At 44.7% G+C, this 23,134-nt stretch carries 23 protein-coding genes; 14 read left to right on the top strand and 9 right to left on the bottom strand.

Annotated features, from left to right (window positions below):
- Positions 1-21: 21 nt before the first annotated feature.
- The 5 genes from ACIQXQ_RS18190 (at position 22) to ACIQXQ_RS18170 (ending at position 5,102) form a co-directional block, all read left to right on the top strand.
- Entirely contained in the window at positions 22-789 is a 768-nt protein-coding gene (locus tag ACIQXQ_RS18190) for a 3-hydroxyacyl-CoA dehydrogenase (RefSeq protein WP_402871453.1), read from the top strand.
- Between the two features lie 54 nt (positions 790-843).
- The gene (locus tag ACIQXQ_RS18185) at positions 844-1,989 is read left to right on the top strand and encodes an acyl-CoA dehydrogenase family protein (RefSeq protein WP_402871450.1); all 1,146 of its coding nucleotides are present in this window, start codon (positions 844-846) and stop codon (positions 1,987-1,989) included.
- 25 nt (positions 1,990-2,014) lie between these two features.
- Positions 2,015-3,172, top strand: coding sequence for a thiolase family protein (locus tag ACIQXQ_RS18180; RefSeq protein ID WP_402959308.1), 1,158 nt, complete (start codon positions 2,015-2,017; stop codon positions 3,170-3,172).
- Between the two features lie 90 nt (positions 3,173-3,262).
- The gene (locus tag ACIQXQ_RS18175) at positions 3,263-4,828 is read left to right on the top strand and encodes a fatty acid--CoA ligase (RefSeq protein ID WP_402959306.1); all 1,566 of its coding nucleotides are present in this window, start codon (positions 3,263-3,265) and stop codon (positions 4,826-4,828) included.
- Positions 4,829-4,910: 82 nt separating this feature from the next.
- The gene (locus ACIQXQ_RS18170; RefSeq protein ID WP_402871442.1) at positions 4,911-5,102 is read left to right on the top strand and encodes a hypothetical protein; all 192 of its coding nucleotides are present in this window, start codon (positions 4,911-4,913) and stop codon (positions 5,100-5,102) included.
- Between the two features lie 258 nt (positions 5,103-5,360).
- Here the strand turns inward: ACIQXQ_RS18170 and ACIQXQ_RS18165 are convergent, their stop codons facing one another.
- From ACIQXQ_RS18165 to ACIQXQ_RS18155, 3 genes are all read right to left on the bottom strand, one after another.
- Entirely contained in the window at positions 5,361-5,546 is a 186-nt protein-coding gene (locus ACIQXQ_RS18165) for a YfhD family protein (protein WP_402871439.1), read from the bottom strand.
- 113 nt (positions 5,547-5,659) lie between these two features.
- Positions 5,660-5,782: a YfhE family protein gene (locus ACIQXQ_RS18160; RefSeq protein WP_402871438.1), complete on the bottom strand. Its 123-nt coding sequence runs from the start codon at positions 5,780-5,782 to the stop codon at positions 5,660-5,662.
- A 53-nt stretch (positions 5,783-5,835) separates the two neighbouring features.
- Entirely contained in the window at positions 5,836-6,744 is a 909-nt protein-coding gene (locus ACIQXQ_RS18155; RefSeq protein ID WP_402959342.1) for a TIGR01777 family oxidoreductase, read from the bottom strand.
- Positions 6,745-6,868: 124 nt separating this feature from the next.
- Here ACIQXQ_RS18155 and recX point away from each other — a divergent pair, with 124 nt between their 5' ends.
- Positions 6,869-7,666, top strand: a complete 798-nt coding sequence (gene recX / locus ACIQXQ_RS18150; protein WP_402871436.1) for a recombination regulator RecX — start codon at positions 6,869-6,871, stop codon at positions 7,664-7,666.
- 73 nt (positions 7,667-7,739) lie between these two features.
- Positions 7,740-8,051, top strand: a complete 312-nt coding sequence (locus ACIQXQ_RS18145; RefSeq protein WP_402871434.1) for a YfhH family protein — start codon at positions 7,740-7,742, stop codon at positions 8,049-8,051.
- A gap of 42 nt (positions 8,052-8,093) precedes the next feature.
- Here the strand turns inward: ACIQXQ_RS18145 and ACIQXQ_RS18140 are convergent, their stop codons facing one another.
- Complete coding sequence (locus ACIQXQ_RS18140; protein WP_402871431.1) at positions 8,094-8,249, bottom strand: small, acid-soluble spore protein K; 156 nt, start codon at positions 8,247-8,249, stop codon at positions 8,094-8,096.
- 113 nt (positions 8,250-8,362) lie between these two features.
- Between ACIQXQ_RS18140 and ACIQXQ_RS18135 the strand changes: the two genes are divergently transcribed.
- Entirely contained in the window at positions 8,363-8,629 is a 267-nt protein-coding gene (locus tag ACIQXQ_RS18135) for a YfhJ family protein (RefSeq protein WP_402871428.1), read from the top strand.
- 61 nt (positions 8,630-8,690) lie between these two features.
- Here the strand turns inward: ACIQXQ_RS18135 and ACIQXQ_RS18130 are convergent, their stop codons facing one another.
- Positions 8,691-9,668: a metal-dependent hydrolase gene (locus tag ACIQXQ_RS18130; protein ID WP_402871425.1), complete on the bottom strand. Its 978-nt coding sequence runs from the start codon at positions 9,666-9,668 to the stop codon at positions 8,691-8,693.
- Positions 9,669-9,868: 200 nt separating this feature from the next.
- On the opposite strand from ACIQXQ_RS18130, the gene mutY reads away from it, so the two are divergent.
- Entirely contained in the window at positions 9,869-10,981 is a 1,113-nt protein-coding gene (mutY, locus tag ACIQXQ_RS18125; RefSeq protein ID WP_402871422.1) for an A/G-specific adenine glycosylase, read from the top strand.
- Between the two features lie 112 nt (positions 10,982-11,093).
- Here the strand turns inward: mutY and ACIQXQ_RS18120 are convergent, their stop codons facing one another.
- A complete protein-coding gene (locus ACIQXQ_RS18120) occupies positions 11,094-11,318 on the bottom strand; it encodes a hypothetical protein (RefSeq protein ID WP_402871421.1) in 225 nt (74 codons plus the stop codon).
- Between the two features lie 64 nt (positions 11,319-11,382).
- On the opposite strand from ACIQXQ_RS18120, the gene fabL reads away from it, so the two are divergent.
- The 5 genes from fabL to ACIQXQ_RS18095 all read left to right on the top strand — a co-directional run bounded on the left by fabL (position 11,383) and on the right by ACIQXQ_RS18095 (position 15,529).
- On the top strand, positions 11,383-12,132 hold the full coding sequence (gene fabL / locus ACIQXQ_RS18115; RefSeq protein ID WP_402959304.1) for an enoyl-[acyl-carrier-protein] reductase FabL: 750 nt from the start codon (positions 11,383-11,385) through the stop codon (positions 12,130-12,132).
- Between the two features lie 70 nt (positions 12,133-12,202).
- Complete coding sequence (locus ACIQXQ_RS18110; protein ID WP_402871417.1) at positions 12,203-12,379, top strand: gamma-type small acid-soluble spore protein; 177 nt, start codon at positions 12,203-12,205, stop codon at positions 12,377-12,379.
- A 279-nt stretch (positions 12,380-12,658) separates the two neighbouring features.
- Positions 12,659-12,913, top strand: a complete 255-nt coding sequence (locus ACIQXQ_RS18105) for a YgaB family protein (protein WP_402871412.1) — start codon at positions 12,659-12,661, stop codon at positions 12,911-12,913.
- A gap of 226 nt (positions 12,914-13,139) precedes the next feature.
- Positions 13,140-13,670 carry a nucleoside tri-diphosphate phosphatase gene (gene ntdP / locus ACIQXQ_RS18100; protein WP_402871408.1) on the top strand — a complete coding sequence of 177 codons (531 nt, stop codon included), beginning with the start codon at positions 13,140-13,142 and terminating at the stop codon, positions 13,668-13,670.
- A gap of 113 nt (positions 13,671-13,783) precedes the next feature.
- On the top strand, positions 13,784-15,529 hold the full coding sequence (locus tag ACIQXQ_RS18095) for an ABC transporter ATP-binding protein (RefSeq protein WP_402871405.1): 1,746 nt from the start codon (positions 13,784-13,786) through the stop codon (positions 15,527-15,529).
- 500 nt (positions 15,530-16,029) lie between these two features.
- Here the strand turns inward: ACIQXQ_RS18095 and ACIQXQ_RS18090 are convergent, their stop codons facing one another.
- The 3 genes from ACIQXQ_RS18090 to ACIQXQ_RS18080 all read right to left on the bottom strand — a co-directional run bounded on the left by ACIQXQ_RS18090 (position 16,030) and on the right by ACIQXQ_RS18080 (position 23,082).
- Positions 16,030-16,950, bottom strand: a complete 921-nt coding sequence (locus ACIQXQ_RS18090; protein ID WP_402959302.1) for an EamA family transporter — start codon at positions 16,948-16,950, stop codon at positions 16,030-16,032.
- Between the two features lie 267 nt (positions 16,951-17,217).
- The gene (locus tag ACIQXQ_RS18085; protein ID WP_402871399.1) at positions 17,218-18,309 is read right to left on the bottom strand and encodes an FUSC family protein; all 1,092 of its coding nucleotides are present in this window, start codon (positions 18,307-18,309) and stop codon (positions 17,218-17,220) included.
- A gap of 300 nt (positions 18,310-18,609) precedes the next feature.
- Positions 18,610-23,082, bottom strand: coding sequence for a glutamate synthase-related protein (locus ACIQXQ_RS18080; protein WP_402959300.1), 4,473 nt, complete (start codon positions 23,080-23,082; stop codon positions 18,610-18,612).
- Positions 23,083-23,134 lie beyond the last annotated feature (52 nt).

The following is a 23,134-nucleotide window of genomic DNA, read 5'->3' as shown; positions in this document are numbered from 1 at the left end:
AAAGGGAAAGAGGTGGAGGACTTGAATATTCAAGAGACAGTGGCAGTAGTGACAGGTGGGGCTTCAGGACTGGGTGAGGCAACGGTGCGAAACATCATCCATAAAGGCGGGAAAGCGATCATCCTTGATCTCTCGGAAGAAAAAGGGGCCAGGCTGGTCGAGGAATTAGGGGATTCCGTCCTGTTCATTAAAACGGATGTGACGCAAGAGGATAGTGTCCAAGCCGCCATGGACCAAGGAATCGAAACATTCGGGACGATTAACACGGTCGTCAATTGTGCGGGGATTGCCATTGCCGAGAAGGTCGTCAGCCGAAAAGGCACACATGAATTGAAAGCGTTCTCAAAAGTGGTGACGGTCAACTTAATCGGCACGTTTAATGTCATACGTCTCGCAGCGGAGAAAATGGTCCATAATCCAATGAATGAAGAGGGCGAACGGGGCGTGATCATTAATACGGCTTCCGTAGCTGCTTTTGAAGGCCAAATCGGGCAGGCTGCTTATAGTGCCTCAAAAGGGGGAATCGTCGGCATGACCTTACCGATAGCAAGGGATCTTGCTTCTTTTGGCATTCGGGTCGTCTCGATTGCACCTGGCTTATTTCATACACCGATGTTCGATTCGCTTCCGGAAGAAGCGAGGACATCCCTTGGGAAAACGGTACCGTTCCCATCAAGGCTCGGGTATCCAAACGAATACGCGAAGCTAACGGAAAGCATCATAACCAACCCGATGCTGAATGGCGAAACGATCCGGCTGGACGGGGCCATCAGGATGTCACCAAGGTGACCATGACACCGGAGTAATGATAGAAGAAGAGAAAAGAAAGAGGAGCGAGAACAGATGAAGCATTCTTACTTAACAGAAGATCACGAGATTTTCCGTAAATCATTACGGAAGTTTTTAGAAAAAGAAGCGGTTCCACATTATGAAAAGTGGGAAGAAGAGCGACTCATCCCACGGTCATTCTGGGAGAAGATGGGCGAGCAAGGCTTTCTCTGTCCTGATCTTGATGAAGAGTTTGGTGGGTCAGGAGTCGATTGGGGCTTTGGGGTCATCATCAATGAAGAACTGGAAAGGGTGGGCTCGGGATTAATCGGTTTCGGGCTTCATAGCGATATTACGGTACCCTATCTTTCCGCCTATGGAACCGAGGAACAAAAAAGGCGCTGGCTTCCTGCATGTACGACCGGGGAAAGGATTACGGCTATCGCCATGACGGAACCGGGGACGGGATCGGATTTGGCCAATATTAAAACGACGGCGATCTTGGATGGAGATCATTATGTTCTTAACGGGCAAAAGACATTCATCACAAATGGCATCCATGCCGATTTGATTATCGTAGCTTGTAAAACCGATCCAAATGCTGTTCCGAAGCATAAAGGCGTTTCATTGATCGTCGTGGAACGAGATGCACCCGGGTTCTCACGGGGAAGGAAGTTGAAAAAGCTTGGCCTGCATTGTCAGGATACAGCAGAGCTCATTTTCGAGGATTGCCGGGTGCCAAAGGAAAACCTGCTTGGTGAAGAAGGCAAGGGATTCACCTATTTAATGGAGAAACTGCAACAGGAACGCCTTGTGGTCGCAATCTGTGCCCAAGCTGCATCGGAGGACATGCTTGCGGATACGATTGAATACGTGAAAAGTCGTGAAGCATTCGGCAAATCGGTGAGCCAGTTCCAGAACACGCAGTTTAAAATAGCCGAGATGGCAACGGAAATCAAAATGGGCCGAGCTTTTCTGGACCAACTGATTGCAAACCATATGGCAGGGGAAAACGTTGTAACCGAAGTGTCGATGGCGAAATGGAGATTGACGGAAACCGCCAGGAAAATATCCACGGAATGCATGCAACTTCACGGTGGCTATGGCTATATGGAAGAATACAAGATTGCTAGGCGCTACCGGGATATACCTGTAGCAAGCATTTACGCAGGAACCAATGAAATCATGAAAAAAATCATAGCCAAGAATCTTGGCCTCTAAAAGAGAATGGAAGGGAAGCGATTAGATGCGTGAAGTGGTTATTGTTGAGGGAATCCGTACACCGGTTGGTAGAAGGAATGGGGTCCTGCGGGACTTTCGTCCTGACGAATTAGCTGGAGAAGTGTTAAGGAAACTGGTTGAAAAAGCAGGAATCGACCCAGCCATCGTTGAAGATGTCATTTTAGGCTGTGTAACACAGGCCGGGGAGCAGGCTGGAGATATTGCCCGTGTGGCTGCCTTGATTGCCGGTTATCCGATTGAAGTGCCAGGAACGACCATCGACCGTCAATGCGGATCAAGCCAGCAGGCTGTTCACTTCGCTTCCCAAGCCATCCTATCAGGCGATATGGATGTGGTCGTAGCGGGTGGTGTGGAAAATATGTCCCGTGTTCCGATGGGATTCAATTACCAAGGGGCGACTACGAGCCAAAAGTATGTTGACAACTATGAGGTGATCAACCAAGGACTCTCAGCTGAACGAATCGCCGAAAAGTGGGAAATCACACGCGAGGAATGTGATGCATTTTCCGTTGAAAGCCATGAGAGGGCAATACGCGCGCAAAAAGAGGGCTATTTTGACCGGGAAATCATTTCCGTTACAGGTACGGATAAAGAAGGCAACCCGATTGACGTCACGGCAGATCAAGGACCAAGAGCTGGAACGACGGTTGAGGTCCTATCTGGACTGAAACCCGTTTTTAAAGAAGATGGTCTAATCCATGCCGGGAACTCGAGCCAGATCAGCGACGGGGCTGCGGCCTTACTGTTGATGGAGAGAAGTAAGGCAGAAGAACTTGGTTTAAAACCACGTTTTAAAGTGCATACGCGGGTGGTTGTCGGCTCAGATCCGACATTGATGTTGACGGGACCGATTCCGGCTACGCAAAAGGCTTTGGAAAAGTCGGGTCTTTCCATCGAAGATATCGATATCTTTGAAGTGAATGAGGCGTTTGCACCTGTACCCCTGGCTTGGTTGAAGGAAACGGGCGCAGACCCGCAGAAGCTGAATCCAAACGGAGGGGCGATTGCCCTGGGACATCCCCTTGGCGGAAGCGGTGCCCGCCTGATGGTATCCATGATGCATGAACTGGAAAGGACAGGCGGCCGTTATGGACTGCAAACGATGTGTGAAGGGCATGGGATGGCCAATGCAACAATCATCGAAAGGTTGAGTAATCGGTAAATTCACGTGAAGGTCAAGTTTGGATGAAGTAGAAAGCTGTCATCATCAGGAATCCCCCGGATGATGGCAGGTATTTGAGGAGGAAAAAAGATGTCGACTACGATTAACACCATATTCGATCAGACGGTTCAAAAATTCCCCATTAAAGAAGCTATCTACGACGTGAGAAGGAATGCCCGATATACATACATCCAGTGGAACGACAAGGTGAATAGACTGGCGGCTGCGCTCCAAGCAGAAGGTGTCCAAAAAGGAGACCGGGTTTCTACTTATTTATATAATAATGAAGAACTGGCCACCGCGTTTTTTGCCTGTGCCAAGATTGGGGCTGTCTTTAATCCGATTAACTTTCGATTGATGGCAGAAGAGCTGGCCTTCATCATCAGTGATGCAAAGCCAAAGGTGCTGATATTCGAGGAGGAGTTGCAATCGTCCGTGGCGGCGATTGAAAAACGTTTTCCAAGCATTGCTTTCTGGTTCATTGATAAGAAAGTTCCTAGCTATGCCAAGAGTTATCAGGAAAAACTGATCCATGCATCTTCCACACCGGTTGATGTAGCCGTGGATGAAAATGATGTCTATGCCATCATGTATACGAGCGGGACGACTGGAAGACCTAAGGGAGTGATCCATCTTCATAAGGATATGGTCGAGCAGTCAGCCATAATAACAGAGGCGATGAGATATGAAAGTCAAGACGTCGGTTTGATTACCGCACCCATGTTCCATTGTGCTGAATTGCACTGTTCATTTTTACCACGCGTTCAGGTCGGAGCTAAGAATGTGATTATGCATCAGTTCAATCCCAAGCTGGCACTTGAGCTGATCGAAGCGGAAGGAATCACCAAACTATTCGCAGCCCCGACGATGTGGAACATGCTGCTTCAGGAGAACCTGGAGAACTATAATATTCAAAGCCTCAAGCTTGGATTGTACGGGGCAGCCCCAATGGCCCCGACGCTTGTGCTCGCTTGCCAGGAAAAACTGGGCATCCAGTTCATCCAGGCTTACGGGATGACCGAAATGGGTCCAGCCATCACCTTGCTGCTGGAAGACGACCAAATCCGGAAAGCCGGTTCAGCCGGCCAGGCATGCCGTGGCCATGAAATCGTCATTGCCCGTCCGAATGAAGATGGGCCAGCGGATCCCGATGATGCCATGGGTCCTGGGGAAACAGGGGAAATTCTCGTGAAAGGACCTTGCATCATGCAAGGGTACTTTCAAAGAGAGCCAGAGACCCAAAAAGCGCTTCATAAAGGGTGGTACCATTCCGGGGATATCGGTTTCCTTGATGAAGACGGTTTTCTATGGGTCAAGGACCGGGTGGATGATATGATCATTTCGGGTGGCGAGAACGTTTACCCTCGTGAAGTGGAAGATACCCTCTATGAACATCGGGGGGTTCTCGACTGTGCCGTGCTCGGTCAACCAGATGATAAATGGGGAGAAACGGTGACGGCGTTTATCGTGGCGAAAGATCCATCGTTAACTGAGAAGGATTTAGAGGATTGGTGCAGGAATAGCATAACGCTAGCTAACTATAAGCGTCCACGACGATATATTTTCTGTGAGGAGCTGCCGCGAAACGCAAGTGGCAAAATCCAGAAATTCATGCTTCGCAAACAGTTGGAAGAGAACGTCGTGGAAGAACAATAATTTGAGGATTCCCCTTAAAATAAAAATCCGAGTGGCCGATAAAATAAAGGACAACATGAGAAAACATAATGGGGGGAACAAATTGAGTAAGTCATTTCGAATTGCATGGCATGCGGTCGTCGATGAACATTCCATTCTCGAAGGACGCAGTTTAGTGAATGCCGAAAGCGATCAAGCTGCCGCAAGCAAATTAGTTTATGAAAAATCCACAGAATACCGTCTAAGGCAACAATGGGTGATGATCGATTCATTAGTTGAATTAGTGAATGAATAAGAAAAGGAGACTCCAGTCATAGGAGTCTCCTTTTAAATGTTATCCACATGTAAAAAGCTTACGATTCAAGGAATATAGCTTGTTATCCACATTATCCACAGAGTTATCCATAATTTACATTATTTTCATATAATCAAGAGGTGTCGTATTACCCATTATTTATCGGTATATTCAGAAAATATCCACAATATTAACAGGGCTGTGGATAAGATGGTGTGTATAAGAGGAGGCTGCTGAATAAGCAGCCTCCTCTAAACGCTATGATTTACGGTTATGGGCTCGACGGTCAGCGGCATTGGCGCGCGCTTGAGCCTCCATATCATCTTGGTCGGCTAGTTCGGTAGAAAATTCGACATCAATTCCGTCACTTTTAAGGTTTTTAGGTACCTGTGGCAGTTTTTGTTTGTTTTTATCCCGATTATGGTGAATGTTATTTCGACCCATGTTAGCGCCCCCTCGATGAAAGTAAATAAGCTGGAAATGATTTTGATTTAAATCATCTCCAGCTTATTGTGTGTTGAATGGTAGATCATCATGTACGGAAAAAAGCGCCAAACTTAACGACGGGGTTTCTTTTCTGTAAAACCGCCGGCTCGATCTGCTTGTTTGAATTCGCGAGAGTAAGTGATCTCTTGCATGCTTGTTAGGAAACTTTTTTCTTTATCCGTTTTTTTCGCCATTTAGATCATCTCCAATTCATGTGATAGTCCTATTTTTTCCCAAATAACTTCAATCATACATGTAAAATATCTTCTAGGGCCATTTTAAGAGTGGGAAAGGAGAATGTGAATTCCTCCTTCATTAGTTTGCTTGGTAGGGCCTTTTGCCCTTCAAGGACCAGGATGCTCATTTCGCCGAGTGCGGTTTTTAGAAGGAATGGAGGGACCGGGAACCAGTGAGGCCGTTTCATGACGGCGCCAATCGTTTTACCGAACGTATCCATTTGAACGGGGTTTGGCGCTGTGAAATTGACTGGTCCCTGGATATTCTTTTCCTTCATGCAAAAAGAAACCGCACGGGCGACGTCTTGAATATGAATCCAGGAAAGCCATTGGGTACCTTTGCCGATTTTTCCACCGCCGAAAAGTTTGTAGGGGAGGGTCATCATGGGGAGTGCCCCTTTTTTTCCCCCCAGGATTACGCCAAATCTTGTGAGGACGACACGTTCGCAGTAGGGGCTGGATTTCATCGCCTCTTTTTCCCATAGCTTGACGGTGCGGGCCAGAAAGTCCTCCCCGATGGAATCCGATTCCTCTGTAAAGGTTTCCTGGTCGGATATGCCATAGTATCCCACTGCGCTGGCATTGATCAGGCACGGGATTTTTTTCGGAAGCTTGGAGAGGATCCGGTTCATTTCCTTGGAAGCCTCGACCCGGCTTTCGACAATCGTCCGTTTCCGTTCCTGTGTCCAACGACCGCTATTTAATGACTCCCCGGCTAGGTTGATGAACACATCAAGATCTTCCAACTGTCTCTCAGGGCTTGATCCTGCGCTCAGCCAGCCTACGTAATGAATATGCTCTTGCTTATCATATTTATCTGGATGCCTGGTCAATATATATAATTCATGATTTTCTTTTAATAATTCGTCAATAAGGGCAGAGCCGACAAAACCGCTTCCACCGGCAATGGCTATTTTCATGAAAATCACATCCTTTTTCTGTCTTTCCTTCACTGTAACACGCTCGGGTTCTTTTTTCATTTTTGGACGTGCTCGTCTAGAAAAGGTTCACAGAAACGGGTAAAGTAAGAAGGGGGTGGAAAGTATGCCGAACATAACCAAAATAACGACCCAAAAGAAAAGGACAGACCGTTACAATATATTTGTCGATGAAAAATATGCGTTCAGTGTGGACGAAGAGGTCCTTCTGAAGTTTCAGTTGAAAAAAGGCACGGTACTCGATGATTTGCTTCTTGCCGAAGTGCAGTTTCATGATGAAATACAAAAGGCGTTTACCGATGCCCTCCATTATTTATCCTACCGCATGCGTTCAGAATCGGAAGTCCGCCTGTATTTAAAAAAGAAGGATATCGAAGAACCGATTATAAAAGAAGCGATACATAAGCTGTACAGCTTTCACTATCTCGACGATCTCGATTTTGCCAAGGCATATGTCCGGACGCATGTGAACGGTGGCAATAAAGGACCAATCACGCTAAAGCAGGAGCTGAAGGAAAAAGGGATTCAGGATAAGCTGATCGAACAAGCTTTGTTGGAATACCCCCACGAGATTCAAGTGGAGCATGCAAGAAAGCTTGCCGAAAAGTCGATCAGGAAAGAAAAGAATATCTCGGAACGGGCATTACAGCAAAAAGTGGAACAAACATTAGCCCGTAAAGGATATCCCCGGGACATCATACACGAGGCCTTGGAAGAGGTGGGCGTGGAAAAAGACGAGGATGAGCAATGGACCTCGCTTACGCATCATGCCGAAAAACTTCAACGCCGTTACCGGAACTATGAAGGCTTTGAGTATAAGCAGAAGATGAAGCAGGCACTATATCGAAAAGGGTTCCCCATCGAATTGATCGACCGCTATTTGAACGATTCTGATGTCGATTAAGGTACATGCATAGCCAAAACGCATAATTTTGTTTAATATAGAAGTACATATTATTAATTAAGGAGCCTTATATATGAGCGAGGTAAGATATAGCACGATGTCGGATTACGAGCTGCAGCAAGAAATTGCCACACTGACGGAAAAGGCGAGAAAAGCCGAGCAACTGGGAATGGTCAACGAATATTCCGTATTGGAACGGAAAGTGACCATGGCTAAAGCCTATCTGTTAAATCCGGATGATTTTAAAAAAGGTGAAATTTATCAAGTTGAAGGCGACCCGGGTGTCTACTTCAAAATTGATTATATGAATGGCGTTTTTGCCTGGGGATACCGTTTAGGTGGAAGTGGGAAAGAGGAAGCGTTGCCCATTTCGATGTTGAAATAAAAAAAGGAATCGTGACGAACCCGATTCCTTTTGGTAGTATCTTTATTCCGTTCTTTCGCTTGAAGCTTTCATACGTTCTTGTGGATGTGTATTGATGCTGCCATCCGCCCGTTTTGAAGCATATCTCGCCTTTGCGCGAGGTTCGCCTTGGAATTTATTATTGTTTTGGTTAGGAAAACCTTTTTGTTTATTTCTCAAGTTTTTCTCCTCCAAGCATTAGAATAAGTAAAAAAGTGTTTCTGTTCTCTACTAGTATGGGTAAGGAACAGTAAGATTCAGTCTGTAAAAATATTGGCAACGGGGTGGTTTAGATGAATGATTACCATGAAAGATTAACCAAGATTTTGCTCGAGAAAAATGATCACATAACGTATGAGCAGGCTCTAACTTGGGTTGAATTATTATGGGAAGATTTCGAGGCGACCTATGCGAAAGCGGGACATGAATATGCGGGCGAAGAAATGACATCACGAGTTGTCCAGACTTGGATCGACAACTACGGGGAACGATTCCACGAATTCATTGCAAAAAATCCTAAATATAAGCATTTACTGGATCAACAGAACCAAATTCATTAAAAAAAGCTGATTCCATTGGGGATTTCCCCCTCGGAATCAGCCTTTTTTTCTTATGAAGGTACTACAAAATGATATTCAATTTCTTCTTGAGTTTCGCTTCACTAAAAATCCAGCCGGTAAATGAATTCAAGATATTCAAGTCATCGTCTAAATGAACAACGGCGACAAAAGGATAATAACCGTTGCTGCGGTACCTTAAATCGATGAACCGGACTTCATAATAATCCTTGTTCTGCTCAATTTCCCATCTGTAGACGGGGGAAAAAGAGAGAAAGGCTGCCAAATTGATATCATGCTTGGCGGCTTCAAGAACTTTGCTTTCAGGAAGCGGGATTCGATCAAACGTATCAAGAATCGTCACGTAGCCTCGATCAGCCCGGGCCACATAATAATGCTTTTCGGCAGTCACGGCTATTCTCCAGCGGTGATAGCTCATCGTTGGTGATAAGAGAATTTTCCGTGCACCGGGAATCTGCTGTCTGACTGCCCTCTTTACGAATGCTCTTTCCCTGAAACGGGCGAGATAATAAAGAACGAGTATGGCATACATCGTCAGAAATAGATAACCAGGGGGAAAACCATATCCCCATAATATCAAGCCGCCAACATGGATCCCGAAGATGAACGGGTCGAACGTATTGATGACCCCAAGTGCCACCCAATTCGAGGAAATGGGCCGTAGCGCCTGTGTCCCATAGGCGTTGAAGATATCGACGAAAACATGCAGGAATACGGCCAGAAATGTCCATAGCCATAAATGAAGGTAATTCGTCTCAGGCATGATCATGTAAAGGGTGCCACTGATAAGCAGGGGCCAAAGTAACACGGCAGGAATCGAATGCGTGATTCCCCGGTGATTTCGTATATAAACAGCGTTATTTTTTAATTTTAGAATGGTGTCGATGTCAGGAGCTTGCGAACCCAAAACCGTACCAGCCATTACCGCACTGAAAGTAATGGGGCTTTGCGCAATAACAGGATCTAATGTGGCAAGTCCTCCAAGAGCAATCCCCATGACAAAGTGAGTGCCTGTATCCAAAGCAAAACCTCCCTGCCACAATATAGAAAAATATGTCTTCTTTCCATCATACCGTATTTATATATTATCAATCAAATGAATATATTTGACTTTCTTACCTTGCCCCTTACAATAAAACGAAATGAGTGCCTGTTAAAAAAGAATGCCCATTATGGTGTATTCCCTTTTTTAATAAGAGTTAACATCTTTGGAGGAACAAAATGGCGAAAGAAATAATGATCCCAACCATAGAAAAAGTAAATATTGAAGCGTTTCAGAAAGATTTGGTCAACTGGTTCCTTGAAGAACAAAGGGATTTGCCATGGCGTGAAAATAAGGATCCATACAGGGTATGGGTTTCTGAAATCATGCTGCAGCAAACCAGGGTGGATACCGTCATCCCGTATTTTAACCGGTTTATGGACTGGTTCCCCACTCTTGGTGAATTCGCGGTTGCCGATGAGGAAAAGGTATTAAAAGCGTGGGAAGGCCTTGGTTATTATTCAAGGGTCCGCAATCTGCATAGTGCCGTCCAGGAAGTCCAAGCATCCTATAATGGGATAGTACCGGATAGCCCGGAGGAAATCTCGAAACTGAAGGGTGTCGGACCTTATACGGCCGGAGCGATTCTAAGCATTGCCTATGGAAAGCCAGAACCGGCCGTCGATGGAAATGTCATGCGTGTGTTGTCCCGGATATTGATGATCTATGAAGACATCGCTAAGCCGAAGACGAGGAAAACCTTCGAGGTTGCCGTACGCAAGCTAATCGATCCCAATCATACGTCTGAGTTCAATCAGGCCCTGATGGAACTGGGTGCACTCATTTGCACGCCAGGCAAGCCAGCCTGCCTGCTATGCCCTGTGCAAAGCCATTGCCTGGCATTTGAGGAGGGAGTGCAGTCAGAGCTGCCGGTCAAGATCCAAAAGAAAAAGTCTCGTGACGTGCCGATCGTTGCTGCGATCTTGACGAATGAAAAAGGTGAATTCCTCATTCACAAGCGGGCGTCGGAAGGCTTGCTTGCGAACCTTTGGGAATACCCGAACTTCGAGATTCACACAACCCTTCAACATAAACGGGAATTTTTTGAGGCGCGTTTTCTTGAGACTTACGGTAGCAAACCGGAACTAATCGATTCGCTCGTCAAAATTGAACATGTCTTTTCCCATCTGGTATGGAAGATGGATACGTATACCGGAGTGGTGAAGGAACCAATCGGTGATGACATCTTAGCGGAAAATCAGCTGAAGTGGGTGAGTAAAGAGGCGATGGAGGAATTTGCATTTCCAGTCTCTCACCAAAAGATGATGAAAGCCTATAACGATAGGGGCTAATTCAATTTTGCCTTATGAAGAAAAAACTGCTTAACGTAAATATATTTTAGAATGAACTCAACAAAGAAGATGCCGAAAAGCTTTGCTTTCGGCATCTTTCATTAAATTCAAGTCAATCGTAGGTTGTCTCGGTACCATGAGTGTAATCGGCTTCCTGTCTTTTCAGCCCGCCTCTTCTTTCGATTTCTTGAACGATTTCCTTATGGATACTCTGTCCTTCTTGGTTCAAATAAGGTACCATTTGTTGAAGGGAGTGATGAAAATAGGCAAGCTCGCTATTTTCCCAATCCGATTTCTCCATCATGGACAACTCTGTCATATCTCGTCCAACATACATAGACACACACTCCTTTTTTATTCGTTATACTTTAATGTTCACTCAGAAAGGATGGAATAAACATATGGAACAAAAAGTAGCACTCGTTACAGGTAGCAGTAAGGGTCTCGGAAGAAGCACGGCATTACGTCTTGCAAAAGAAGGGTACAACCTTGTTATTAATTATGCCCGGAGCAAGTCCAAAGCATTAGAAGTAGCTGCTGAAATCGAAGCCATGGGGCAAAAAGCGCTTGTCGTAAAGGCCAATGTCGGCGATGTCGCAAAAGTGAAGAACATGTTCGCCGAAATCGATGCCCATTACGGGCGTTTGGATGTTTTCATCAATAATGCGGCATCTGGCGTACAGCGTCCTTTAATGGAGCTTGAAGAAACACATTGGGACTGGACCATGGATATCAATACGAAAGCCCTTTTATTTTGTGCCCAGGAAGCGGCAAAGCTAATGGAAAAAAACGGCGGAGGGAAAATTGTCAGCATCAGTTCACTCGGGTCCATTCGCTATCTGAAAAACTATACTGCAGTCGGAGTATCAAAGGCTGCGCTCGAAGCATTGACAAGGTATTTGGCCGTTGAATTGGCACCAAGAAACATTTGCGTCAATGCGGTTTCAGGCGGTGTCATTGATACGGATGCCTTAAAGTCATTCCCAAACCGCGAACAAATGCTTGCGGAAGCCGCCGAACAAACACCTGCAGGACGGATGGTCGAAGTGGAGGATATGGTGAACACGATTCTCTTCTTGATAGCGGATGAATCAAGCATGATCCGTGGTCAAACGATCATCGTCGATGGCGGAATTTCCCTGCTTGTTTAAGTAATTGGTAAAAATTAGCCGGATAGCCCACGGTGATGATGGATACCTTATTACCGTGGAGGTGATATCAATGGCTAATTACAAAAACAAAACACAATCAGGTACTGACATTCAACAAGTTAAAAAACAAAACGCGCAATCTCAACAAGGCCAAGGCCAATACGGTACAGAGTTTGCGAGTGAAACAAATGTACAAGATGTGAAACAACAAAATCAAAAATCCCAAAGCAAAAAAAGCCAAGGGTAATTGAACTCCAACCACGACCAGGCATCCTTCTTATGAAGGGTGCCTTTTTATTGTGATCATTTGCCATGGAAAACCTATACCTTAAATTGATGTTAGTTCCACTTCACGCTTGGCGCCCTTGGTCCCGTTTTAATCTTGCCTGCCCAGACGAATAGATGAAAGGGGATTTTGTTAAAATTTAGAGAAGGGATAAGTTTTAAATTAAATGTAAAAGGAAATACTGTAAATAAATAGAATATACATACTATGGGAAAAATACAGATGTAGGATGGTGCAAATATGGAGGAATTTAACCGGCTCATTAACGCCCAGTTGAAAACGATGGAACGACTTTTATATGTACAATCCGAAATCGAAAGATATCAAGATATAGAGAAAAAATTCCTTGCGAATCAGGAAGAAGATAAAGCGGTCACCGTTCAAGAGGAAATTCAACATAGAAAAATGGAATTGAAGACGATTCATGAAACGTTCGAGCGGCAAACGGAGGATGTCATTCGATGTTATCAACAGGAACAAGCGGCAGTTCAATAAAAACATTGGCTAATTTTCAGATGAGAATGAGGAAAAAGATTGCTTTTTTTAATCTTTTTACACATTTTTACTGTAGATTAGCCTCTTTTGTTTTAAATTTCCGAATAAATCGCTATAATATAGGAATATAGGGTAAATGGAAAAATGTATATAAACGAATCCACACGATTGTAACGGAATAGGGCACAGTACGTTGAAGGTGTCTATAGAAAGTAGGGAGAGATAAATGGGGATTGTTCCTGCTGAAGGAGGAAAAATCCAAATCCAAAGCTATAAACATAATGGACATATCCATCGTATCTGGGAAGAAACCACCGTCTTGAAGGGAACTCAAAACTTGGTGATTGCGGCCAATGACCGAACGATCGTGACGGAATCTGATGGTAGGACCTGGATCACAAGGGAACCGGCGATTTGTTACTTTCATTCAAAGTATTGGTTTAATGTGATTGGCATGTTGAGAGAGGACGGGGTGTATTACTACTGTAATATCAGTTCTCCGTTCACATACGATCCCGAAGCACTGAAATACATTGATTATGACCTGGACATCAAAGTATTCCCAGATATGACGTTTAATTTGCTGGATGAGGATGAATATGAAAGACATTCGAAAGAAATGAATTATCCTGAAGCTATCGATAAAATTTTAAAGCAGAATGTAGACTATCTAATATATATGATTCGCCAGAGAAAGGGACCATTCTCAGCGGAATTCATTGATAGTTGGTATGAACGTTTTTTAACGTATCGATAACAGTGAGATGGCCTGCTGCTAACATTGCAGGCTTTTTCTTTTGCAGATGGTCGGTCGATCAAGGCTAATAGGGTATAGTAAGAAGAGAAAATAGATGAAAATGGAGGGACCCCGTGGGCAGCATTAAGAGATATATGCAATTCGTTAAGCCATATAAATGGCAGATTATCGGGACAGTCTTCATAGGTCTGTTAAAATTCGGAATTCCACTGTTGATTCCTTTATTAAGTAAATATGTTGTGGATGACATCATTAATGGAAATCTGACAACGGAAGAGAAAACCGAACACCTCCTGTGGGCGATGGGCATCATGGTATTCATTTTCGTGGCAATAAGGCCTCCAATTGAATATTACCGACAGTATTTTGCCCAATGGACCGGAACGAAGATTTTATATGATATTCGCAATAATTTATTCACTCATGTGCAAAAATTAAGTTTTAAATATTATTCCAATACGAGGGTGGGCGAGGTCATCTCAAGGATGATCACAGATGTCGAGCAAACGAAGAATTTCGTGATTACGGGCCTGATGAACCTTTGGCTCGATATCGCCACCATCGCCATTGTCATTGTGATCATGTTTACGATGGATGTGAAGCTGACGATCGTCTCGATTCTCATGCTGCCTTTTTATGCGTTTTCAATCAAGCATTTCTTCGGCAAGCTTAGGATCTATACGAGAGTACGGTCACAAGCTCTGGCCGATGTGCAGAGTCATCTTCACGAGCGTGTCTCGGGGATGTCTGTCATCAAAAGTTTTGCGATAGAAGACCGCGAGCAGGAACTGTTTGCGAAGCAGAATAAAAATTTCCTCGATAAGGCACTCAAGCATACAAGCTGGAATGCAAAATCGTTTGCCGTCGTGAATACGATTACGGACATTGCCCCATTACTGGTGATTGGCTTTGCCGGATATCAAGTCATACAGGGGCAGCTGACACTCGGAACGATGGTCGCCTTCGTCGGGTTCATAGACAGGCTTTATAATCCTCTACGTCGCGTAGTCAATTCATCGACGACGATGACCCAAACATTGGCTTCCATGGACCGGGTATTCGAGTTCGTGGATGAGAAGTACGATATCGATGATGCTCCGGATTCAAAAGAACTGAAACATGTGGACGGACGGATCACCTTCAAGGATGTCTCGTTTGCTTATGACGAGAAGGAGGCACCTGTTCTAAAACATATCAACCTGGATGTGTTGCCTGGCGAAACCATTGCACTGGTCGGCATGAGTGGTGGGGGAAAATCCTCCATCGTCAGTTTGATTTCCCGGTTCTATGATGTCACGGAAGGGGCCGTTTTACTGGACGGAACCGATATCCGAAACTATCAAGTTCGAAGCTTGCGCGATAAAATCGGGATGGTGCTGCAAGATAACATCTTATTCAGTGAATCTGTGAAGGCCAATATCCTGATGGGGAAACCCGACGCCACTGACGAAGAGGTATTTGCAGCCGCCAAAGCAGCCAATGCCCATGAATTCATTATGGGATTGAAAGAAGGCTATGATACGAAAGTGGGCGAGCGGGGCGTGAAACTTTCAGGTGGCCAAAAGCAACGGGTAGCCATCGCCAGGGTCTTTCTAAAAAACCCACCGATTCTTGTCCTGGATGAAGCAACATCGGCCCTTGACCTGGAAAGTGAACATAATATTCAAGAAGCCCTTGATATATTGGCGAAGGACCGAACCACGATCATCGTGGCGCACCGTCTCTCCACCATCACGCATGCCGATCGAATTGTCCATATCGATAACGGGGAAATAACTGAAATCGGCTCACACGAAGAACTCATGCAAAAACAAGGTAATTATTATAAACTCTTTCAGGTGCAGCAATTGGATAACTGACATCAAAAAAAGATCATCTCGCTGTTGCGGGATGGTCTTTTTGATCATTTTGGAATACATAGGATGCAGATGAATTTCGAGGCAGAGTATTCTAATAAACTTGTGAAAAATACCATACAATTAGTTAATAAAGAGTATCGAAGGGGAGTTATACAATCATGCAGCGGATAAAATTTATGGTTAGACATTTCCTGAGAGAGCCATTGTGGTTTAAAATTCTAATCTTTGTAACTTTGGTGATTTCCGTTGTTTTTAGCAGTACTCTTTTTTCAGATCATGCTTATTTCAAAGGTTTTGCCAAATTAGCCGCTGCCATCTTCTTTAGTGCCTACGGATTTAATATGAGAAAGAATCTCAAAATTTCGGTTCTTTTCTTTACGTTAGCATGTATATGTCTATTATTATCCATCAAGGCATTATACTGAAACGGCAAAAAGGATAGCTGAGGCAAATAATAGTTGCTTCAGCTATCCTTCTCTTTTTTTCGTATGAATGTTACATTAAGAAACCCTTTTTTCGTGCAAAGGCTTTTTCTTGGTATGAGTCTTTTTCAACAAATACTTTAAATACTCCGGCAAGGCGATTCCGACGATAATCAAGAACATTCCAAACCATTGAAGGGATGTTACGCCTTCTCCAAGGAAGATGACGGAAACGACCATCGCGGAAGGCAATTCTGCGGCACATAGGATCGTCCCCAGGCCGACGCCGACTTTCGGCATACTGACGGCAAAGAAAAAGAAGGGAACCACAACACCAAGTGTACCGAGCAATAGACCGAATTGCCAAAGGTTGGTTTCGACAAGATTGGTGGCAAGCGTTACCGGATTGGTTGTGAATACCGCAGTCAGCATGGCACCTGTCGCAATGAAAAACAAACGTTTCATCGAGGGCTCTTCAACGGCGAACTTAGAGTTGCAGAACATGTAAAGAGCAAAGAGCAAGGCAGACAGAAGCCCGAATAATACCCCCGTCAAACTAAGGGCAGAGAGAGGCTGGCCAAAGATGGCACCTGCAAATAATGTCCCGATAAAGAGCAAGCAGATGGCCAGGACCTTGCTTCGATCTGGACGTCTTTTGTTTATGATGCTTTCAATAAGGACACCAATCCAGGTGAACTGAAATAAAAATACTACGGCAATGGAAGCCGGAAGCTCCGCAACAGCCACCGCGTAGGCTTTTCCGACAAAAGCGGACATCATCCCAGTAATGGCAAGCAAACCGGCATTTTTCCAAGGAATTTTATATTTAAACGAAAAAAGGAACAAAACGGCGACGATCAGCCATCCAATCAAATATTGACTGCCGACTAGGTCCCCGGAAGAATGACCATCCTTGAATCCGAATTTCATCATGGTGGATAATGTGCCGTATGAGATGGAACCAATTAAAACCATTATAGAATACTTCAAAAGTTGCATGTTTTTTCACCCCTAAAAAATAAAAATCGCCACCTGCCTAGATGGCAAGTGACGAACGAAAAAAGGAAATCCTTTTAAAATTCCGTCTCTCAGCAAGTGCTGAGTTTAAACATTATTGTTGAGTTATCTTAGCTTAATTCGTTTGTGAATAAATGTCAATGGGGAATGATATTTTCTATATAGTTAGACTATTCGCATATATTGAAGAGGAAATATTGGGAGCCCAACATAAAAGAAGAGACGGTTATCTAGTGAACCGTCTCTCTATTAATCTTCTTCATATTGGATAGACACTTCATTCTCATCTTTATGGAAGGATTGGAAGCTGACAATCAGCTTTTCGAGATGCTCCAATTGTTCGTCATACTCAATGATGTAAGAAATCAATGGAACAAGGCGGGCGGAAAGATGCCCGAGGTCATCATGCATTTCGTCGACTTCGTTTTGTTGCTCAAAGAAGAGGGCAAGAAGGTCTTTGCGGCTGAGGGAACCCTGATCCCAATCATCGATTTCCTCAATGTTTTTGATTTTTTCGATATGCAATAAAATCAGCTGCTCATGCTTACGTATGAGGGAATCAAGATGATGTAAAATCGTCTTCTGGAAGTCTTCAGGCATATGATAGATTTCATTCTCGAATTTATGAATCCTTCTCAAGGTCTCAAACGCCTTTTTCGTCGTGATGATCATTTGACGATAAACGACAAGCTTCCTTGATTTAGCTACACTTTTCTTTTTGAAATATTCACGTTCTTCTTTATACATGGAATAGATATGCTCTAAATCAAGCAAATCTTCTTTTAATCTGCTAATATCCTTTTTCAATAAGGTATGTTCTGTAGCATGCCTAGTGCTTATTCGGATCCATTTCAAAATATCTTCTGTCACATCGGTTATGCGCGTATATAGCTTTGCCTCATACTTTGGCGGGATGAAAACGAGATTGACAATAAATGAAGCAATAATCCCAAGTAAGACGGATGAAAGACGCACAAATGCAAAGTTTAAAAATTCTCCTTCTTGGCTTTCCATAATGGCAATAACCGTCACGATGGAAAGTACGATCGTCTTATCCATTTTCAATTTCAGATTTATCGTAATGACTACCATTACGGCCAATCCGATAATGAAAATATCATTACCAAACAATAAAACGAAGGAAATGGCGACTAAGGCACCGATGATATTTCCTTGAATTTGTTCCAGCACCGTCTGATAAGAACGATAGATGGTTGGCTGGATGGCAAAAATAGCAGCAATCCCAGAAAGGACAGGAGCAGGAAGATTAAGCAGTTCCGAAATATAAAGCGCTAAAACAATCGCTATTCCTGTTTTGAGAATGCGGGCACCAAACTTCATATATAGGTAAATCCTTTCTTTGTGATGTTATTGTTCCTGATAAGAAGCTCTTTCTTTATACAGGATATTCGTAAAGTTGTATTCTAACTTATATGTTAGTACTTTACACTAATTTTTAATGTTGTAAACAAAAAGTAATGGAGCGAAGCAGCCGTAAAAGTAATTATAAGCTTTTTACGGAAGGGAAAAAATGAAGATTTTATGACATATGTAAATGAGGTGCTTTTTTCCCCTTGCTTGGGGAGTTACAAAGATGGAAAAAAGCTAATGTCCTGTAAAAAGACATTAGCTTTTTTATCATCACTCGGTTGATACAGATGGATCTGCTTGTTCCTTAACGGGAACAACTTGAAGGAAGTGGTTTCCCGGATTATGGAGCAAGGCCCCAAGAGAGGCTGCTTCCTCTTCTTGCCCTTGCTCTTTTAAAAGGGCAACGTATTTGCCAAGGAGCTCATTCACGTCCTGAAGTCCTTTTTTGGAAAGGGATTCAATCGACACTTTCGCACCCTTCGCAATCCTTCTTTGGATAACTTCTTTCGTTAGGCCGACTTCCGGCTGAAGCCTTAAATAAACGACACCGCCGGTCATGCCTGCACAAATCCATGGACCCGGATCCCCTAGAACCAATCCTCTGCCATTTGTCATATACTCAAATGCAAATCCCTTGATGTTCGAGGTTACCGCAATATTGCCATGTTCATTTTCTGGAATCGGCTTTTTCACTAGGCCACCGATAATCATGTCGGCACCTGAAAGCCGGATTCCCGCCCTTGCATCGGCATCACCTTGGGCGATAAGGAGTCCGTGCTGTGCCCCATACCCGAAACCTTTACCGACAGAGCCATTGTAAAGGTTGCCATCTTTGCCCTGTGATTTGAAAATGGCGATATTCCCACCGATTGACGTTTTGCCGATTCCATCCTGGGCTCCTCCATTTACGCTAATGGTGATTCCCTCGGTGTTATAGGCACCAAGGCCATTACCAGGGATGGAACCATCCTGATAGGAAAGATGAACGGGAGGCAGATTCTTATACGAACCATCCAATCTGTTACGGACGCGGTGACACGAAACACGGCTACCAAGGACCCGTTGCTCGGAAGTGATGCCACTATAACTGCGTGATTGCTGTAATTCTTCAACATGTGAATCGAGATATTCCGCTCCCACCGCCACCTGTAGGGAACTTTCATTCAAATAAGCTTCTTTTTCCCTATTGGAGAATGGCGTGATATCAAGGTTCTTTAATAAATAGGTCAGATCCAGCAATTGTTGGCCTTTCACTTGCTCAAGCAAATCAGAGCGGCCGACGATATCCTGAAGGTTCTTCACACCCAGTGATCCAGTCAGGGTTTTGAGCTCCTGGCCGAATGCCGTGAACATATTCGTCAATCCTTGAACCGCCAAATCAAATTTTCGAGGAACAAAGCGTCGCAATCCATGTTCTTTTGCCTGTGCTTCCGATTCGATTTGAGTGGCAATCCCGACATGGCATGTATCCAGGTGACAACCGCGGCATGTTGTACAGCCAACGGCAATCATCGATAGGGTACCGAAACCAACGCGGTTGGCCCCGAGCAACATCAATTTCAGGATATCCATCGAGCTTTTCAATCCACCGTCAGCCCAGATTTCGATGTTTTGCCGAATCCCGGATTCAAGCAACGCATTATGGGCGGCTTTTACGCCGATTTCGACAGGCAGACCTACATGTTCAAGGGCATGAATCCGTGCTGCACCCGTTCCGCCATCAAAGCCGGAAAGCGTGATGATATCGGCACCGGCTTTGGCAACGCCGACGGCAATCGTTCCGATATTGGGCACAACCGGTACCTTGACGGCCACCTTGGCTTTGTCGTTGGCCGTTTTCAGCTCATGGATCATTTGGGCCAAATCTTCAATCGAATATATATCATGGTTATTGGAAGGGGAGATCAAGTCAGAACCGATCGTCGCATTCCGTGCTTCCGCAATTTTTGCCGTAACCTTCGAACCGGGAAGATGTCCGCCTTCACCAGGTTTTGCCCCTTGCCCAATCTTAATTTCCAAGAGATTGGAAGAGTTCAAGAGTTCGGCGTTGACACCGAATCTTCCGGAAGCAATCTGCTGCCCACGTGATTTCGGGTATTTTCCGAGCATATCCTTAATTTCTCCGCCTTCGCCATTCATACTGATCATGCCCAAACGGTCTGCCGCTTCTGCGTACGCTCGGAAAGCTATTTCATTTTGCGAACCGAATGACATGGAGGCGATGACGAAAGGCAACTCCTGATCGCCAATGGATAGACTGACATCTTCGGCTGGGACAGGTGTGTCTGACAACTTAAGTGATGTCAGGTGACGGATTGTCGTCGGGTTTGATTCTTCTTGCTCCGTGATCTTTTCACGATAGGCGTCATAATTTCCCGTGGAAGCGACTTCGCCGATGGATTTCCAAATCCGCGGGAATAGATGAAAGGTTTTACCCATCCGTTCTTTTTCATTATCATAATCTAATGAACGCTGGATGCTATCCTCTTTGATTTTGTCAAAATCATAGTCTAAATGGTTTGCTCCGAAGAAATTGGCCACATTCAAATAAGAGGCAATCTCCTCATGTAACCCAATGCTTGAGAATAGCCGGCCATAGCCGCGCAATTCATGAATCCCGATGGTGGAGATCACTTTTTCCAGTCCTTTAGTCAACGAGTTATATAGATTCATAACGCCTTTCAGGTCCCCGGAAGATAGTGAAAGGAACATGAAATAGGGACTGATCAAGTTGGCACCGAGGCCATAGGCAACGATGATATCATGCAGTGACCTTAGGGATGCAGAACGTAACAGGATCGAGCAATCGCGGCGCTTGCCGGAATTGACCAATGCTTGATCGACAGCTGACGTGACAAGATGAGGGTCAAGCCATAGGTTCCCGTTTTGATGAGCAAGGGCATCATCGAGGATGAGCAGCGTTTTCCCGGCATCGACCGATTTTACGGCTTCATCCGTTATCCTTTTTAACGCTTCAGGGATACTCTCCTTTTCCGTAAACGTGCTTGAAATGAAATGTGCCAGTTTTTGATCCTGCTTGTGACGGACAAATTGATCATAGCTTGGTTGTGAAAGGGTGGAGGAGCATTCATACCCTGTCAGTCCCTCGATTAATAAAGGTGTCAGAAGTTCGGTAACGTGACCGGCCTTCTTTGCTTCAAATAAAGAAGGACGTCTTCCAATAATGGTTCTCGTGGAAAAGTGCTCGGTTTCCCGGTCCCGGTCGATGGCTGGATTGGTTACGACGGCGACACTTTCCTTAATGAAATCCGACAGGTTGGTCCGCTGTGGATTAAGGGCGGCAAGCGGTGCGTCATGACCCAATGAACGGATGGGTTCTGCACCTTTTTCAGCCATCTGCTCGACTAATTGAACGTGCTCCCTTTCCCAACCGAATGCCTTATATTGTCCGTTATGAATGGCCTGTGGCTGCGTCATGGTGATCACCTTCTCGAAAATTGGTGGCTGCAGGCGAACGAGGTCATCGGAAAGAACAAAACGTTCATTGAAGCGCTCATACACTTTCCCTTGATATTCTTTATAGTTATATAGTTCAATAAGGTCGCCATTCCATTTTAACCCGACCTTTTCCCCTGGTCCCATCGGTCTTGGGTCTCCCGTATATTCTGAAGAGGGGATGATCCCAGGCTCGGAAGTGAACATATAGGAAGAAGCCGTCTCGATATTCCAAAGCGGACGTAGGCCTAACGAGTCTACGGAGAATACGGCTTCATCTCCGAATCGGGAGATGACTCCAGCTGGGCCTTGTGCAAAATGCCCCCATGCTTCCCTTAGATACGTATAAAGGTTCTGCAAATGCTCAGGGTATTCCTTGATCTCGTTGATGATTGGCGGAAAAACCAGGTCGATTGCCTCGAATAAAGAGTAGCCGTGACGGCAGATGAATGTTTCAATCGTTTTATTCAAATCCTGGGAATCACTTCCGTCTTTAGCAATCGGAACCCCGATCATTTTGGCTTCATCACGTAATTTGGCAATGGTATTGATTTCGCCGTTGTGCCCTAGAACACTGAATGGCTGCACACGGAAAAAACTTGATAGAGTATTGGTGGAAAAACGGTTATGACCCAGTGTCATAGTTGAGGCTGCAAGGGGGTCGGCAAGATCATGATAGTAGGCAGGGAGTGTATCTCCGGCACCCATTACTTTGTAGATGGCATGATGCTGGCTTAAGGAAGCGACATGGATGTAATCACTATTTTCGATGTCGGACGTCAACTCGAAAAGGATGTTGGTGAGTTCCTGTTGATTGTTAGTCGTGGATGAACAGGCAATTTGCCAGAACACAGGATCTTCTTGGATGGCAATCGGGCCCAAAGCTTCAGAGCGGTATGCTTTATCCGTTTCAAAAACGAGCGATAGCCCACGTTTCTGCAACTTTTCTTTGACTTCGGTTTTTAATTTGCCTGCATCTGTTTTTCTGCTTAAAAATAGGTGACCGACTATGAAATCATCTTGATCGACGATGCCGGAATCGATGTTTTCCTTTTCAAGTTTCTTTTTCCAAAGAGCACGTGGAATATCAATATGGATACCGGCGCCATCGCCTTCGCCATTGATGAATCCGCAACGGTGATTCATCTTAACCAGTGCATCGATGCATGCGAAAATGTTCTCATTGGTGGGGATTTTCTTTTTTTCGATACGGGCTACGATACCGCAGGCATCATGTTCTTCTCTATAGAATTCTTTGAATGTAGCAGGTGTCCATTGTTGATTCATATGTTTGGCGTCAATAAGGATAACCCTTATTTGCTGCCGTTCACCCCCTGTG

Origin of the sequence: Peribacillus sp. NPDC097198 (genome assembly GCF_044762055.1) — a bacterium.
In the GTDB taxonomy this organism is placed as follows: Bacteria; Bacillota; Bacilli; order Bacillales; family DSM-1321; genus Peribacillus.
This window is presented reverse-complemented; position numbering and strand designations above follow the sequence as displayed.